This window comes from Limnochorda sp. LNt (genome assembly GCF_035593265.1).
Classification (GTDB): domain Bacteria; phylum Bacillota; class Limnochordia; order Limnochordales; family Geochordaceae; genus Geochorda; species Geochorda subterranea.
This window is the reverse complement of the sequence record NZ_CP141614.1, coordinates 1,037,655-1,052,117: the sequence shown is the minus strand read 5'-3', so window position 1 is coordinate 1,052,117 and position 14,463 is coordinate 1,037,655. Positions and strand designations below refer to the sequence as shown.

At 70.3% G+C, this 14,463-nt stretch carries 10 protein-coding genes and 1 pseudogene; 3 read left to right on the top strand and 8 right to left on the bottom strand.

Features of this window, described 5'->3' with window-relative positions:
- Positions 1 to 16 precede the first annotated feature (16 nt).
- The 3 genes from pstC to pstB all read left to right on the top strand — a co-directional run bounded on the left by pstC (position 17) and on the right by pstB (position 2,743).
- The gene (gene pstC, locus VLY81_RS04915) at positions 17 to 1,024 is read left to right on the top strand and encodes a phosphate ABC transporter permease subunit PstC (protein ID WP_324669914.1); all 1,008 of its coding nucleotides are present in this window, start codon (positions 17 to 19) and stop codon (positions 1,022 to 1,024) included.
- A complete protein-coding gene (pstA, locus tag VLY81_RS04910; protein WP_324669913.1) occupies positions 1,021 to 1,863 on the top strand; it encodes a phosphate ABC transporter permease PstA in 843 nt (280 codons plus the stop codon). Before pstC ends, pstA begins: the two co-directional genes overlap by 4 nt.
- A gap of 103 nt (positions 1,864 to 1,966) precedes the next feature.
- On the top strand, positions 1,967 to 2,743 hold the full coding sequence (gene pstB, locus VLY81_RS04905) for a phosphate ABC transporter ATP-binding protein PstB (protein WP_405001333.1): 777 nt from the start codon (positions 1,967 to 1,969) through the stop codon (positions 2,741 to 2,743).
- On the opposite strand, the gene VLY81_RS04900 is transcribed toward pstB, so the two are convergent.
- From VLY81_RS04900 to VLY81_RS04865, 8 genes and pseudogenes are all read right to left on the bottom strand, one after another.
- Entirely contained in the window at positions 2,724 to 3,602 is an 879-nt protein-coding gene (locus tag VLY81_RS04900; protein ID WP_324669911.1) for a cation diffusion facilitator family transporter, read from the bottom strand. The two genes, pstB and VLY81_RS04900, sit on opposite strands and share 20 nt — an antisense overlap.
- 99 nt (positions 3,603 to 3,701) lie before the next feature.
- Entirely contained in the window at positions 3,702 to 4,406 is a 705-nt protein-coding gene (locus VLY81_RS04895; RefSeq protein WP_324669910.1) for a YggS family pyridoxal phosphate-dependent enzyme, read from the bottom strand.
- 27 nt (positions 4,407 to 4,433) lie between these two features.
- Positions 4,434 to 6,344 (bottom strand): annotated as a pseudogene (locus VLY81_RS04890) (glycoside hydrolase family 13 protein).
- Complete coding sequence (locus VLY81_RS04885; RefSeq protein WP_324669909.1) at positions 6,341 to 7,198, bottom strand: sugar ABC transporter permease; 858 nt, start codon at positions 7,196 to 7,198, stop codon at positions 6,341 to 6,343. The pseudogene VLY81_RS04890 and the gene VLY81_RS04885 overlap by 4 nt, the downstream one beginning before the upstream one ends.
- Positions 7,191 to 8,729 (bottom strand): maltose ABC transporter permease MalF, encoded by a 1,539-nt coding sequence (malF, locus tag VLY81_RS04880; protein WP_324669907.1) that lies wholly within the window; start codon positions 8,727 to 8,729, stop codon positions 7,191 to 7,193. Before malF ends, VLY81_RS04885 begins: the two co-directional genes overlap by 8 nt.
- Positions 8,730 to 8,880: 151 nt before the next feature.
- The gene (gene malE / locus VLY81_RS04875) at positions 8,881 to 10,098 is read right to left on the bottom strand and encodes a maltose/maltodextrin ABC transporter substrate-binding protein MalE (RefSeq protein ID WP_324669906.1); all 1,218 of its coding nucleotides are present in this window, start codon (positions 10,096 to 10,098) and stop codon (positions 8,881 to 8,883) included.
- 110 nt (positions 10,099 to 10,208) lie between these two features.
- Positions 10,209 to 11,321 (bottom strand): LacI family DNA-binding transcriptional regulator, encoded by a 1,113-nt coding sequence (locus tag VLY81_RS04870; RefSeq protein WP_324669905.1) that lies wholly within the window; start codon positions 11,319 to 11,321, stop codon positions 10,209 to 10,211.
- Positions 11,318 to 14,443, bottom strand: coding sequence for a glucodextranase DOMON-like domain-containing protein (locus tag VLY81_RS04865; protein WP_324669904.1), 3,126 nt, complete (start codon positions 14,441 to 14,443; stop codon positions 11,318 to 11,320). Before VLY81_RS04865 ends, VLY81_RS04870 begins: the two co-directional genes overlap by 4 nt.
- Positions 14,444 to 14,463: the final 20 nt, after the last annotated feature.

The following is a 14,463-nucleotide window of genomic DNA, read 5'->3' as shown; positions in this document are numbered from 1 at the left end:
GGCGTCCGACGAGGCCATGACGCGTGCGACCCGCGGCCCGGATGCGCCCGCCCAGGGCCACGGCACGGGAGGCGGGCTTCGCCGGAGGCTCCTGTACGGGCCTGCGGGCGATCGCCTCTTCTTCGCCCTGGTGCTCGGCCTGGCCATGGGGGTCGTGCTCGCGGCGGCCCTCACCGCCTACCACCTGTACGCCGGGGGCGCCCAGGCGCTGCAGCGCTTCGGGTTGTGGGGCTTCCTGACCGGGATGCGATGGGACCCGGCGCTGGAGCTGCGCTTCGGCGCCCTTCCCTTCGTGGCCGGTACGCTCATCACCAGCTTCGCCGCCCTGGCGCTGTCGGTGATGCCGGCGCTGGCCGTCGCCCTCTTCGTGACGGAGTACGCGCCGGGATGGCTCGGGCAGATCGTCGCCTACCTGGCCGATCTCCTGGCCGCCGTGCCCAGCGTGGTCTACGGACTGTGGGGCATCTTCGTGCTGGTGCCGGCGGTGCGGGCGGTGGAGCTGGCCGTCTACCTGTGGGCAGCGGAGACGGCACCGTGGCTGTTGACCTGGCTGGGCCCGCCGGCCGGGTTCGGGGTCCTCTCGGCCGTGCTGGTGCTGGCCATCATGATCGTGCCGTTCACCGCCTCGGTGGCACGCGACGCCATCCGGCAGGTGCCCGCCGAGCAGCGAGAGGCGATCTACGCCCTGGGCGCCACCCGGTGGGAGGTGGTGCGCACCGCCATCCTCCCCTATGCCCGAGGAGGGATCGTGGCCGGCGTCATCCTGGCCCTGGCGCGTGCCCTGGGTGAGACCATGGCGGTGACCATGGTCATCGGCAACACCCACCAGATCCCGAGCAGCCTCTTCGGGCCGGGGGCCACCATGGCATCGGTCATCGCCAACGAGTTCACCGAGGCCGTCGACGACCTGCACTTGTCGAGCCTCGTGGCCGTCGGCTTCTACCTCTTCCTGCTGGCCGTGGCGGTCCATCTCGCCGCTCGCTGGCTCGTCCGCCGCCTCACCCCGGGAGGGCGTGCGGCATGAGGGCCGCGCCGGCTGCCGGGCATCGCCGCCTGCGCGACCGCGCGATGGCCCTGCTCGTGGCGATGGGGGCAGCGATCGCGTTGCTGCCCCTCTTCCTGGTGCTGGGCTACGTGGTGCGGGAGGGCATCGGGGCCCTCAATCTCGCCTTCTTCATCCGCGATCCGGCGCCCGTCGGCGAGCCGGGGGGCGGCGTGCGCAACGCCATCGTCGGCAGCCTGGTCATCAACCTGATGGCCAGCCTCATCGGCGTCACCATCGGGGTCGGCGGCGGCATCTTCCTGTCGGAGTACGGCCAGCACCGGCTGGCGCCGATGGTGCGCCTGGTGGGCGACGTGCTGGGCGGCATGCCGGCCATCATCATGGGGCTCGTCGCCTACGAGCTCGTGGTGCGTCCCATGCGCAGCTTTTCGGCGCTGGCGGGAGCCGTGGCGCTGGGCCTGCTCATGATCCCCATCGTCATCCGCGCCACCGAGAGCGCGCTGGGCATGGTGCCCCGGGAGCTGCGGGAGGCCGGCATGGCCCTGGGCCTGCCCCGCTGGCGGGTCACGGTCTCGGTGGTGCTGCCCGCGGCACGCTACGGCATCGTGACGGGAGCGCTGCTGGCCCTGGCCCGGGTCGCCGGGGAGGCGGCCCCGCTGCTGCTGACGGCGTTCGGCAACCCGTACCTGAGCCTCGACCCGACCCGGCCCATGGACAGCCTGCCGCTGCGGGTCTTCGTCTACGCCATCAGCCCCTTCCGCGAGTGGCACGCCCAGGCGTGGGCAGCTTCGCTGGTGCTGGTGTTGCTGATCCTGTCGGCCACGCTGGCGGCTCGATGGATGACGCGGCAACGGGCTTGAGAAGGCCGTCGGAGGAGGTCATCGCATGGCGATGCTGGCCAAGACCGCACTCGACCAGGGGCCCCCGGGAGTCCTGGTGGCCGAGGAGCCGCAGAGAGAGCGAATGGCGAGACGCACGGCCCCTGCGCTGGCCATGGAGGCCCGCCACGTCTCCGTCTATTACGGGCAGCGCCGGGCCTTGCACGATGTGAGCCTCGGCATCCCTTCCCGCCGGGTCACCGCGCTCATCGGGCCGTCGGGCTGCGGCAAGACCACGTTCTTGCGGGTGCTCAACCGCATGCACGACCTCACCGCGTCGGCGCGCGTGGAGGGTACCGTGCTGCTGGACGGCGAGGACATCTACGCCCCGAGGGTGGACCCCATCGCGATCCGGCGCCGGGTAGGCATGGTCTTCCAGAAGCCGGTCGTCTTCCCCACCATGAACATCTTCGACAACGTCGCCGTGGGCCTGCGTCTGGCCGGCGAGCGCCGGCGGCCCGTGCTCAACGAGGCGGTGGAGCGGGCCCTGCGCCAGGCGGCCCTGTGGGACGAGGTCAAGGATCGTCTGGGCGCCCCGGCGACGGGCCTGTCCGGTGGTCAGCAGCAGCGCCTCTCCATCGCACGGGCACTGGCCGTCTCGCCCGAGGTGCTCCTGATGGACGAGCCGACCAGCGCCATCGACCCCGTCGGCACGCAACGCATCGAGGACCTCATCGCCGAGCTCAAGCACTCGGTCACCGTCGTCATCGTCACCCACAACATGCAACAGGCGGCGCGGGTGTCGGACTACGTGGGCTTCTTCCTGATGGGGGAGCTGGTGGAGTTCGACGAGACCGAGCGACTCTTCTCCAACCCCCGGGACCCTCGTACCGAGGCCTACATCACCGGGCGCTTCGGCTGAGGCCGGGCTCCACGTGCACCGTCACGTCCAAGAGCTCCGGCAAGGCCCGGTGCAGGGCCTGCTCGACCGACTCGGCGATGTCGTGGCCTCGCTCCACGGTGAGGCCCGGATCCACGGCGATGACCAGGTCGGCCAGCACCCGGTCGCCGTGCAGCCGGGCACGCAGCCGCATCACACGCTGGACGCCCGGCGTCTTGCGGGCGGTATCCATCAGGCGCCGCATGATCGGCCGGGGTGGCGCCGTGTCGATCAGCTCCCGGGTCGCCCGCCAGTAGAGGCGGGCGGCGACCCAGACGATGACGCCGGCCACGGTGAGGCCGGCGAGGGGATCGAGCCAGGGCCATCCCAGGATGGCCCCGACGACCGCCACCAGGGTCACCACCGACGTGAGGGCGTCGGAGCGGTGATGCCAGGCGTTGGCCACCAGGGCCGGGCTCGCCAGGCGTCGCCCCGCCCGGACGGTGTAGTGAAACATCCACTCCTTGACCCCGATGGAGACCAGCGCGACGGCTGGCACCACCCAGTCGGGACGAAGGGGCTGCCCCAGGCTCCGCAGCGACTGCCAGCCGATGAGGCCGCCGGCCGCGATGAGCCCCAGAGTCAGCAGCCGGGTCAGCTCCGACTCGAGCCGGCGGTGGCCGTAGGGATGGTCGGCGTCGGGCGGGCGATCGCCCAGCTGCAGTGCCGCCAGGAAACCCAGCGTGGTGCCGATGTCGGTCAGCGACTCGACCCCGTCCGCCACCAGGGCGTACGAACGCCCCCACCACCCGGCTGCCACCTTGGCAGCCGCCAGGACCAGGTTGACGACGATGGTGACGAGACCGACCCGGATGCCCCGGCTGACCCGTGCGGACGCCACCGCTCCTCGGCTCCCCCCGGGCGCAGTCTATCCACCGGGAGCCGCCTTAGCCAAGCCGGAGCCGACGGTTTAGGCGAGCCCAACTCACAGGGGCGCCCCTCACCCCGCTCGAGGGCCGAAGAGGGCCGTCCCGATCCGGAGGAGGGTGGCACCCTCCTCGATGGCCACCTCGAAGTCGGAGGACATCCCCATCGACAGATGGGCGAAGGCAGGCCCCGCCCACCCTTCGTCGCGGATGCGATCCCGCAGGTGCCGCAGCGTGCGGAAGGCAGCCCGCACCGCCTGCGGGTCGTCGGTCCGCGGGCCCACCGTCATCAGACCCACCAACCGCAGGGTCGGCACGGACGCCACCGCTCGCACCAGGGCTGGCGCCTCGTCGGGGTGGACCCCCCACTTGGTCGGCTCGCCCGAGACGTTGACCTCCACCAGGACGTCCAGCGTACGTCCGAGCCGGCTCAGGTGGCGATCCAGCTCCTGGGCCAGGGCCAGGCTGTCCAGCGAGTGCAGTACCGTGACGTGACGCGCGACGTGACGGGCCTTGTTGCGCTGCAGGTGGCCGACCATGTGCCACTCCAGGGCGTCGAGGCCACGGCCCTGCAGGGCCTCCACCTTGGCCACCAGCTCCTGCACGCGGTTCTCACCGAAGAGGTGCAGGCCGCAGGCGTAGGCCTCCTGGATCCGGTCCGGGTCGACCCCCTTGCTGACGGCGACCAGCCCTATCTCGGCCGGATTGCGGCCGCAGCCATGGGCCGCGGCCTCGATGCGCTGGCGGATCGACGCCAGCCGATTGGCGATGCTCTCCATTCCCGTCGGTCGCCCTCTGCAATCAGTTCACGGGCGGACCGGCGGATCCTCGCGGCCGACGGTCGGGGCCAGCGACAGGAGCAGGCCCGTGCGGGGCGGCACCCTCAAGATGCCCTCACCCATCAGGGCCCCTCCGGGCTCCGGCGCCGAGCCCGGGGGCACGGGCCCCGAGGCACCGTCGCCGGCGGTGGTGACCTCCAGCCGCATGGCCTCGGGTCCCGGGAGCGAGGCGTCCGGCCCGGCCGCCCGCCATGCAGTGGCGAGCGGGAGCTGCCAGGGCTCGTTGCCGCGGTTGAGGACCGCCAGGCAGGCTCCCTGCCCGGGCAGGATGCGCCAGAAGGCCAGGGCCCCGGCTCGAGAATCGAGGCCGGCCAGCCGCAGCCGCCCCGTGCGCAGGGCCGGGTGGCGCCGCCGCGCCTGCCCCAGGGCCCGCACCAGCTCGCGCACGGCCTGTCCGTCCGGTCCCGGCTCCCAGTCCATGGGCCGCCGGCAGTCAGGGTCGTCCCCGCCCTCCATCGCCACCTCGTCGCCATAGTAAATCTGCGCGATGCCCGGGTAGGCAAACAGGAAGAGTAGCGCCAGGCGCAATCGCCAGAGCTGGCGGCCCGCCAGCGTGAGGAAGCGAGGGGTGTCGTGGCTCCCGATGAGGTTGACCAGGGCGTCGCTGGCCGGGGGCGCGTAGGCGAGACGCAACCCCTCCAGGTACTCCCAAAACGCCGCCGGCCCGATGGCATCCCGGGCCAGGAAGTCGATGACGGCCGAGCGCCAGGGGTAGTTCATGACGCTGTGGAAGCAGCCGTCCCGCAGCCACGACGAGGCGCGGTGCCACACCTCGCCCACCACGAAGACGTCGGGCTTTGAGGCCTTCGCCGCCTCCATCAGCTCCCGCCACAGCACCCGCGCCACCTCGTTGGCCACGTCAAGGCGGAAGCCGTCCACGTCGGCCCGCTCGATCCAGTGACGGGCCACGCCCACCAGGTAGCGGCGCACCTCGGGGTGCGCGGTGTTGAGCTTGGGCATGGTCGCCACGTGGTCGGCGAAGGTCTCGTAGTTGGGCGGCTCCTGCATGACGGGCAGTCCGCGGGGGAAGTACCAATCTCGGTACGGGGATGCGGCGCCCCGCATCAAGAGGTCCTGGAAGGCGAAGAAGCGGTCGCCCGAATGATTGAATACCAGGTCGAGAAGCACCCGGATGCCGTGGCGGTGGGCCTGGTGGGTCAGCTCGGCCAGCGTCTCGGCGGTCCCGAAGGCCGGGTCCACCTCCAGCTAGCTCTCGGTGTCGTACTTGTGGTTGGTGGGCGAGCGAAAGATGGGCGTCAGGTAGATGGCATCCACGCCCAGCTCCGCCAGGTACGGCAGCCTGGCCATGACGCCCGCCAGGTCGCCGCCGTAGAAGATGCCGGAACCCCTGGCCACGGGCTCCAGGGGACGGGCCGGCCAGGGTCGGGTCCCCGGCGGGTCGTTGGAGGGGTCGCCATTGAAGAAGCGGTCCACGAAGATCTGGTAGAAGAAAGCGCCGCGCGCCCACTCGGGCACCTGGGGCCCTTCGGCGGCCAGCGCATGAGGCCACTCGAAGGGCCACACCCCCTCACGACCCCGCCCCATCCTGCCCTCGCCGACCCACCAGACGCCGGAGGCCGAGACGACCCGAAACCAGTAGGCGAAGCGACCGCTCGCCAGCTCCAGCTCCGCCTCCCAATAGTCCCAGTGCGCGTCGTGACCCGCATGGTGGCAAGGCCGCTCCTGCCAGGCCGAGCGGGCGCCGCCGGTGGCCGGCAGCGCCACCTGCCAGGCGTAGCGGTCCGCCCAGACCACGGAGGCCTCGGCGACCTGTCCTCGGGCGCTTCGCAAGACGACACGCAGCCGCCCCGGTGAGGGCTGGGAGGCCATGGGCCACTCAGCCCGGTGGTCGACCAGGGGCCCCGACTCCGCGGTCATCCCTTGACCGCCCCCTGCGTCAGGCCCGAGACGAACTGGTTGCGCAGCAGGTAGAAGATGGTCGCCACGGGCAACGCCCCGACCAGCGAGGCCGCGGCGAACATGCCCCACCGTGTCGAGTACTGACCGGTGATGAAGATCCGGAGCCCGACGGCGAAGGTAAGCAGATCTCGGTCCCTCAGCAGGATGCTGGCCAGCAGGAAGTCGGAGTAGGTGCCGATGAACGCCAGCAGGAAGATGACCGCCAGCACCGGCCGGGCGAGGGGCAGGATGACGTGGAGGAAGGCTTGAAACGGCGTCGCGCCGTCCATCATGGCCGACTCCTCGATGGAGCGCGGGATGGTGTCGAAGTACCCCTTGATGAGATAGGTGTTGAAGCCCAGCGCCCCACCGAGGTAGACCAGGACGAGGCCTCCGTGGGTGTTGATGCCCATAGCCGGGAAGTAGCGCCCGATGCCGAGCAGCATCAGGTAGATGGCGACCATGGCCAGCATCTGGGGAAACATCTGCACCAGCAGCAAGGTCAACAGCCCGGCCCGCCGCCCTCTGAAGCGGAACCGCGAGAAGGCGTAGGCCGCCAGTGCCGCCATGGCCATGGTGAGCGCAGCGGCCATGGCAGAGATCTTGATGCTGTTCCACAGCCACAAGCCGAAGGGGTGGGCGGGGTTGGAGAACAGCTCTCGATAGTGTTCGAGAGAGGGTTGCTTGGGGATGAGGCGCTGTCCCACCAGGGTGTTGGTGGGGCTGAGGGATGCCGAGAGGATCCACGCCACCGGGAAGAGCGCGAACGCGACGGCTGCGAGGGCCAACGCCTGGCGCCATACCTGACCCAGCAGGCCCGGCCGTCTATACATTCTCGCTCACCCTCTCGAAGGCGCCGGTCATGCGGAAGTTGATGGCACTCACCACGGCCACGATGACGAAGATGAGCATGGAGATGGCCGCTGCGAACCCGAACTGCGTGCCCTGTCCCCCCTGGAAGGCGAGGCGGTAGGTGTAGGAGATGAGGATGTCGGTGTGCCCGGCGGGGGTCTGGGCCCCTGCCATCGGCGGCCCGCCGCCCGTCACCAGGTAGATGACGTTGAAGTTGTTGAAGTTGAAGGCGAAGGACCCCACCAGAAGCGGCGAGACCGCCACCATCAACAACGGCAACGTCACGGTCCGCAGCACGTCCCATGGGCGGGCGCCGTCCACCAGCGCCGCCTCGTACAGCTCCGACGGGATGCTCTGCAAGGCCCCCAGCGTGACGATCATCATGTAAGGATAGCCGAGCCAGAGGTTGACCAGAAAGAGGGCCACCCTGGCCCAAAACGGGTTTTGGAGCCACGGGATCCGTCCGATGCCGAAGAGGCCCTGCAGGATGTCGTTGATGACCCCCACCTCGGTGTTGAGCAGGCCGACCCAGATCAGGGCCGAGATGAAGGCCGGGATGGCGTACGGGAGGATGAGGATGCTCCGGTAGAGGTTGCGCAGGCGCAGGTACGGGTCGTCGAGCAGCAGCGCCAGGGCCAGGCCCGCGACGAACTGGATGGCAACCGTGAGGCCGGCCCAGACGAAGGTCCAGACGAAGACCCTGACGAACGGCCGCGAGATGGCGGGATCGGTGAAGAGCCGGACGAAATTCTCGAGCCCGACCGGCGCGACGAAGCCGGGCTCCAGGAATTGTCCCACGTCATTGGTGAAGTAGCCCTTGACGGGCCGGTAGACATCGCCCGTGCGGCGGTCCACCAGCGTATCGGACGCCGGGTCGTAATCGTAGGCGTGCCGCGCCTGCTCCAGGTCTCTCAGGCTCACCACCCGCAGGACCGAGTCGCCCCATTCGAAGCGCGCCGCACGCAGCTGCGAGAGCCTGCGAGCCAGTTGCGCGCCGGTCAGGGCCGTTCGCCCTCCGAAGCGCTCGGCCCGGCCGTCCCCATCGAGGTCCTCCACACCCGCCTCCTGGGGGTCGAGGACCTCCGCACGGTCATCCTTCAACAGGAGCCACCGCTCCGGCCCCACGCGGGCGACCAGCTCGATGGTGCCCGAGGGTCCCTCGAAGGCCGCGTACGGCACCCGACTCGCGCCCTCGGGCACGTACAGGGCCGACTCGAACTGCTCGATGACCTGGCGCTTGGAGAGCAGGTGGCCCGTGCCGTAGTTGGTGAAGGCAACCGCTATCGTGTAGCCGATGGGGTAGACCACCAGGATGGTGAAGAAGACCAGTCCGGGCCACACGTACCGCAGCGGGTAGGCCCGCCGGCTGGTGAAGACCCACGTCGTCCCCACCAGGCCCGCCACCAGTGCCACGGCCGGCCAGACAGCGCCGTCGAGGTACAGGCGCGCCGCCAACCAGGCGCCGAGCGCATCCAGCGTCCCCAGCGCCAGCAGCCTCGCCAGGTGGCCCACTCCCCGCGCCAGCCCACCGTAGGGTGCGGCTGGTCGGAGATCCCCTCGTCCCGTGACTGGCGTCCGCAATTCACTCGCCTCCGCCGAGAGGAGGGGGGGCGCCGACCGCCTCGCCCCCTCCTCGCATGGCCGTCAGGATCGACGACCCCGCCTACCGACCCGCCGCGAGCGTGTCACGCACCTGGCGCGCCGCGTCTTTCATCGCCGACTCGGGGTCCTGCTCCCCGTTGACGATGAGCGTCAGCTTGTCGCCCAGCGCTCCCCAGACCGCCGCCATCTCCGGGATGTTGGGCATGGGGATGCCGTCCGCGGCGCTGGCGCCGAAGGCCGCGATGTCGGGATCGTCGGCCACCTCCTCGAAGGCCGCCCGCAACGCGGGGATGCGCGGGTCCTCTCGCCAGATGGCCAGCTGGCCCTCCTTGGTCATGATGAACTCGCGCAGGAACTCCATGGCGAGGATCTTGTTGGGGCTGAACCGGTTGATCATGAACCCCTGGGCTCCGACGAACGGACGCGCCACGTTGCCGTCGAACGTCGGAAGCTTGGCGACGCCGTAGTTGATCCTCGCGCGCTTGACGTTGTCGACCTCCCAGGGTCCCGTCATCATCATGCCGGCCTGCCCCTGGGTGAAGAGTCCCTGCATGGTCTGGTAGTCCGTCCCCTGGGGCACCAGGCCCTCGACGGCCAGCCGCTGGATGATGCGGGCCCCCTGGATGGCCCCGGGGCTGTCGAGTCCCACGTCGCCGGGGTCGAAGCCCTGCTCCGTGAAGCGGAAGATGTAGCCGCCGTACGCCGAGAGGAACGGGAAGGAGTGATAGGCGTCCGTGTTGGGATAGAGGAAGCCGTACTGGCGGCGGTTACGATCCGTCAACCGGCGAGCGACGGACAACAGCTCGTCGAAGGTGGCAGGGGGCGTCGGGACCAGCTCCTTGTTGTAGATGATGGCGATGGCCTCGATGGCATAGGGGATGCCGTAGAGCTGGCCCCCGTAGGTGAAGCCGTCCAGGGCCACCTCGGTGAACTCCTCGCGCTCGGCCGGCGTCAGCTGGATGGGCTCCAGCAACCCGTTGCGGGCCAGTTCCCCCACCCAGTCGTGAGCGCCGACGATCAGATCGGGGCCCTCGCCCGTCGGGGCGGCGACGCTGAAGTTGGCCCGGATGTCGCCGAAGCCGAGCTCCGTCACCTGGACCGGGATCCCGTACATCTCCTCGAACTGCTGCGCCATGGGCAGAAGCGCCGGCACCTGGGCCTCGCTCGACCAGATGACCAGGCGTTCCTCGGCCGCCGCCGCTCCCAAGCTCAAGGTCGATACCAGCGCGACCGACAAGGCCACGGTCAGCACGTCCCGAAGCCTGCTGACGATGCGCATCAAGGCTCCTCCTTCCGCATGGCCCGTCCTACGTGCCTTACGCCCGTCTCATCGACGTGACGACCAGCCCCCGGAGCTCACCCCCTTCGCCGGCCCCGACCCCGGCCTCGCTAACTCACGCCCCGAGCCGGCGGGGGGCCGGTCGTACCCCTCACCACCAGCTCGACGGGCAGGACGACGTGGCGCACGGGGGGTATCCTGCCATCGAGGCGGTCGATGAGCTGACGTGCCGCCGCTTCGCCGAGCTCCCTCGCCGGGATGCGCACGGTGGTCAAGGGCGGGGTCAGGAGCTGGGCCATCGGGTCGTCGTTGAACCCGACGACGGAGAGGTCCCGGGGGATCTCGAGGCCCCGCTCTCGGGCGGCCCGTATCACGCCTGCGGCCAGCACGTCGTCCATGGCGACGATCGCGGTGGGAGGCCGACCTTGGGCCAGCAGGCGGGACGTCTCCCGGTAGCCGTGCTCCCACGTGAAGTCGCCGAGCGCGATCCGCTCGGGGGCCAGGCCCAAGCCCGCCTCCTGCAAGGTGGAGGTGACGCCCTCCAGTCGGTCCTGCGTCACCACCAACTCGGGCCGGCCTCCCACCACGGCCAGCTCTCGGTGCCCGAGCTGGAGCAGATGGAGCACCACCATGGCAGCCGCCTGGAAGTTGTCGTTGTTGACCCAGTAGACGGACCTTCGGTCGGGGACCCGGCCCAGCACGACGAAGGGATGCTGCCGCTGCAGCAGGCTGGCCACCAGCGGGTCGGAGGAGCGCGAGGCCAGCAGCACGGCGCCGTCGGCCCTGCGCTCCTCCAGCATGGCCAGGCACTGCTGGGCCTCCATCTCGTACGTCTCGGCCGTGGTGACGAGCAGGCTGTAGCCGTTGGCCTGTGCCACGCTCGCCACGCCCCGCAGCGCCTCCGCGAAGAAGGGATGGGCGAAGGCCTCGTCGGCGGGCCGGTACAGCACGATCCCCAACGTTCGGGACGTCCTCGTGACCAGGCTGCGGGCAATAGCGTTGGGCCGGTAGCCCAGGCGCTCCATGGCCTCCAGCACCCGCGCCCGGGTCGCCTCGCTGATGCGCGGGTTGCCAGCCATGGCCCGGGAGACGGTGGATGGCGAGACCTGGGCCAGTCGAGCCACGTCCCGGATGGTGACTCGTCCCTCGCTAGCAAACGCCCGCGAACCGGTCGCGCTCGCCTGGCCCCGTCTCCGGGCACTGGCCCGCCCCGAGGTGCTCACCGCGACGTCCCGGCCTCCTGAGGCCCGCTGCCCGACACCATCGGCACGACGGCCAGACGCTGCCCGGTCACGCTGTAGGCGCTCAGGATGGCCTCCTGCGTGGTGCCCGATGGTGCCAGCATGTCGATGACGTTGGGGTCCCAGGAGCCATCGTCGCCACCACCGAATCGCCACTCCGCGCGATGGGCCTTGACCTCCCGGACCCTGAGCGAGTCGCCCTCGGGGTAGCCCTCCTGCCCCAGGATCAGCACCTGGTACCCCCAGCTGGGTCGCGGCTCGCCGATGACCGCCTTGGGCACCCGCACCGTCACGGAGCGCTCGGCGGCATCCACGCTGACCCGCAGCGGCCCCGCTCCCCCTTCCGGTGCGGCTCCACCTTGGACCGCGTCGGCGGCGAAGACGCGCTGGTTCCACCCTTCCACCCAGATGGCGTACTCCCACGCCCACTCCGGGGCGAACGTGGCCCGCCGGCCTCCCAGGGCCGCCGTCTCTCCCGAGCCCGGCACCCGGTCGGTGTCCAGGTAGATGTCGATGGTCTGTACCGAGAGGCCGATGGGCGAACCCCAGACGTTGTCGATGGGGCCGGCCAGCCACACCTTGAAGACGACGTCGTTGCCCTCGTCGAAGACCTCGAAGCGCCTCAGGTCGAAGACGCCCGGCTGGAAGACCGCGTTACCCGGGTAGACGTAGGTGCCCGGTCCGTGGTCGTCGCCGACGGGGTCGTCCCACGCGAAGACCAGGTCGCCCCGGATCACCTCGGGCACCTGCACGCGCACTGGCCCCGCGGAGGGAAGGACGTGCACCCCGCCCGCCCCGTCGAAGGCGACGAGGGCCAGCATGACGGCTTCGGCAGCCTGGAGCTCCACCTCGCCCCACGAGACAGCGGCCTCCAGCACGGCCCCCCGGCCGTCCGGTGCGTCACCGAGCGCGACCGCCTCCTCGGGCAGCTCGGCCACCAGCTCCCACTCGCCGCCACCCAGCGCCCTCGACAGTTGCAGGCGCACGGGCGTGCGCCCCAGGTCGGCTCGCAGCTCGTAGGCGATCCCGAAGCCGAGCGGAGGAGCACCCTGCCCCTGCGAGGCCTCGCGCGGCCGGGCGTTGACCGTCAGGTACCGGGGATGCGACAGGTAGACCCGCAGATCCGTGCCGGTGTCACGCAGGCGGCTGGCCGGTGCGCTCAGATCGGCCCGCAGGTAGAGGCGCCCGTCGTCGTAACCCACCCACAGGGCGTCGACCGGGCTGTCTGGCCGGGCCTCGGCGTCGAAGCGAAGGCCCTGGTCCCACTCGCCCGCGCCGACGGCCCCGTCCACCCGCGCCGTCAGCCGCCCGGTGGTCGCCGAGGCGGCCCTGGCCAACGGGGGAGCCACGATGGGCAACTCCAGATACTCGGGCACGGGCTGACCGATGGACTCGTAGACCGCCGCCAGGTGCGCCCGAAACAGCGCGTCGAACGCCGGGTCGTTGCCCGAGTCCTGGTCGGCCCCGTACCACCAGAACCAGTCGCTACCCTCGGCGGCGTACAGGTGCTCCAGAGCGGCCTGGATGCGGGCCTCGGCACCGGGGTCGTCGTAGTGCAAGGCCTGGTAGCGCACCAGCGCCGTGCGGGCCTCGTAGAGGTAGTCCCAGGCGCGGTTCTCCTCCTCCTCGCCGATCCAGGTCTCCAGGTTGTCGGCGATCCAGGAGCCCGTCCACAGCGACTCGATGACGTCCTGGGGCGGGTGGGCCGCCAGATACTCGCTGACGGTGACGGGCTCGAGCCGCGGATCGGTGCTGAGGCGCCGGTAGAGCTCGTCGAGGAACTCTTTGCCATCGTTGGCGTACCACTCCCAGGCGTTCTCCCCGTCGAGGGCGATGGTGACCACGAACTCCCCCGGCTGGTCGGACAGACGGCGCTGCATGGCGTGCAAGTAGCCGATGAGGTCGTCGACCGCCCGAGCGGCCGGCATCCCGGCGTACTGGAAGCCGATACGGTCGGACAGCACGAGGTCACGGAAGAGCATCGCCACCTGCCGTCCGCCGGCCGTGACCCAGTAGGGACGGTACAGCACCTCGGGCCTCAGCAGCTCGCCACTGGTGCCACGCAGCTCGACCCCAAGGGACCGAGCCAGCACGCCCTCGCTGCTCACCATCCACCGGAAGCCCGCGCTGGCCACATAGCTGACGATCCCCTGGCCGACCGCCTGCTCGGAAGGCCACAGTCCGGCCGGATCCCGTCCGAACCGCTCCCGGTAGAAGGCCACCGCCCTCTCGAGCTGTGTGACGACGTCCCCCGGCTGGGCGAAGCGATGGGATGGGAGCCTGAGCGACGGGCTCGCCAGGCGGGCCGTGTTGGTGTCCCACACCAGCGGCAGGATGGGATGGTAGAAGGGCGAGGTGATGACCTCGATCTGGCCTTTCTCCATGAGCCGGCGGTAGACACCGATGACCCGGCCCATGATCTCCCGATGCTTGGCGAGCACCGCACGCTTGTCGGACTCCGTGAAGCCCGAGCCCCTCTCCACGAGGGCCCTCATCGTGGGGTCTTCGGCGATGAGGTCAGGGTCGATCCAGGCCAGGTTGAACCAGACCTGCAAGTCGAGGAAGTCCTGATCGGTGAAGGTCTCCCTGGCTCGGGCGATCTCGGCGTCCGTGCCCGAGGTGCCCCGCTTCTGGAGGAGCTCCCAGTATGGGGGGTATCGCTTGATGACGTTGTCCCAGTTGGCATCGAAGAAGCGCCGCAGGACGAACTCCTTCTCGTCATCGGTCAGCTCGGACGGCCGCTTCTCCGTCAGGACCTGGTAGACGTCCCTGGCGCCTCGCTCGACGTACTCCTCGAGCTGCATGACGAGCGATGGGACCAGGTTGAACGTCGCCCTCATCCGGGGGTACTCCTCGAGCATGGCCACCATGTCGTAGTAGTCCTTGACGGCATGCATGCGCACCCAGGGCAGCCGGTAGATCCCGGAACTCGGGTCCTTGTAGTAGGGCTGATGCATGTGCCAGATGAGGGCCACGTGGAGCGGCCGGTCCGGGGCCGCCAGGGCCCCGGCGACCGTCAGGCTGCCGTGGGCGAGGAGGGCCACGAGCAAGGGGACGACCCGCTGCCAGACGCGTCCCCGATCCCGCACTCCCGCTCCGTGCATGGACGAGCCTCCCTGTCCGA

Bases quoted from the DNA above. Each gene is read 5' to 3' on its own strand.
- pstC (WP_324669914.1), top strand. From the start codon at position 17: ATGACGCGTGCGACCCGCGGCCCGGATGCGCCCGCCCAGGGCCACGGC.
- pstB (WP_405001333.1), top strand. From the start codon at position 1,967: ATGGCGAGACGCACGGCCCCTGCGCTGGCCATGGAGGCCCGCCACGTC.
- pstA (WP_324669913.1), top strand. From the start codon at position 1,021: ATGAGGGCCGCGCCGGCTGCCGGGCATCGCCGCCTGCGCGACCGCGCG.
- VLY81_RS04865 (WP_324669904.1), bottom strand. From the start codon at position 14,443: ATGCACGGAGCGGGAGTGCGGGATCGGGGACGCGTCTGGCAGCGGGTC.
- VLY81_RS04885 (WP_324669909.1), bottom strand. From the start codon at position 7,198: ATGTATAGACGGCCGGGCCTGCTGGGTCAGGTATGGCGCCAGGCGTTG.
- malE (WP_324669906.1), bottom strand. From the start codon at position 10,098: ATGCGCATCGTCAGCAGGCTTCGGGACGTGCTGACCGTGGCCTTGTCG.
- VLY81_RS04895 (WP_324669910.1), bottom strand. From the start codon at position 4,406: ATGGAGAGCATCGCCAATCGGCTGGCGTCGATCCGCCAGCGCATCGAG.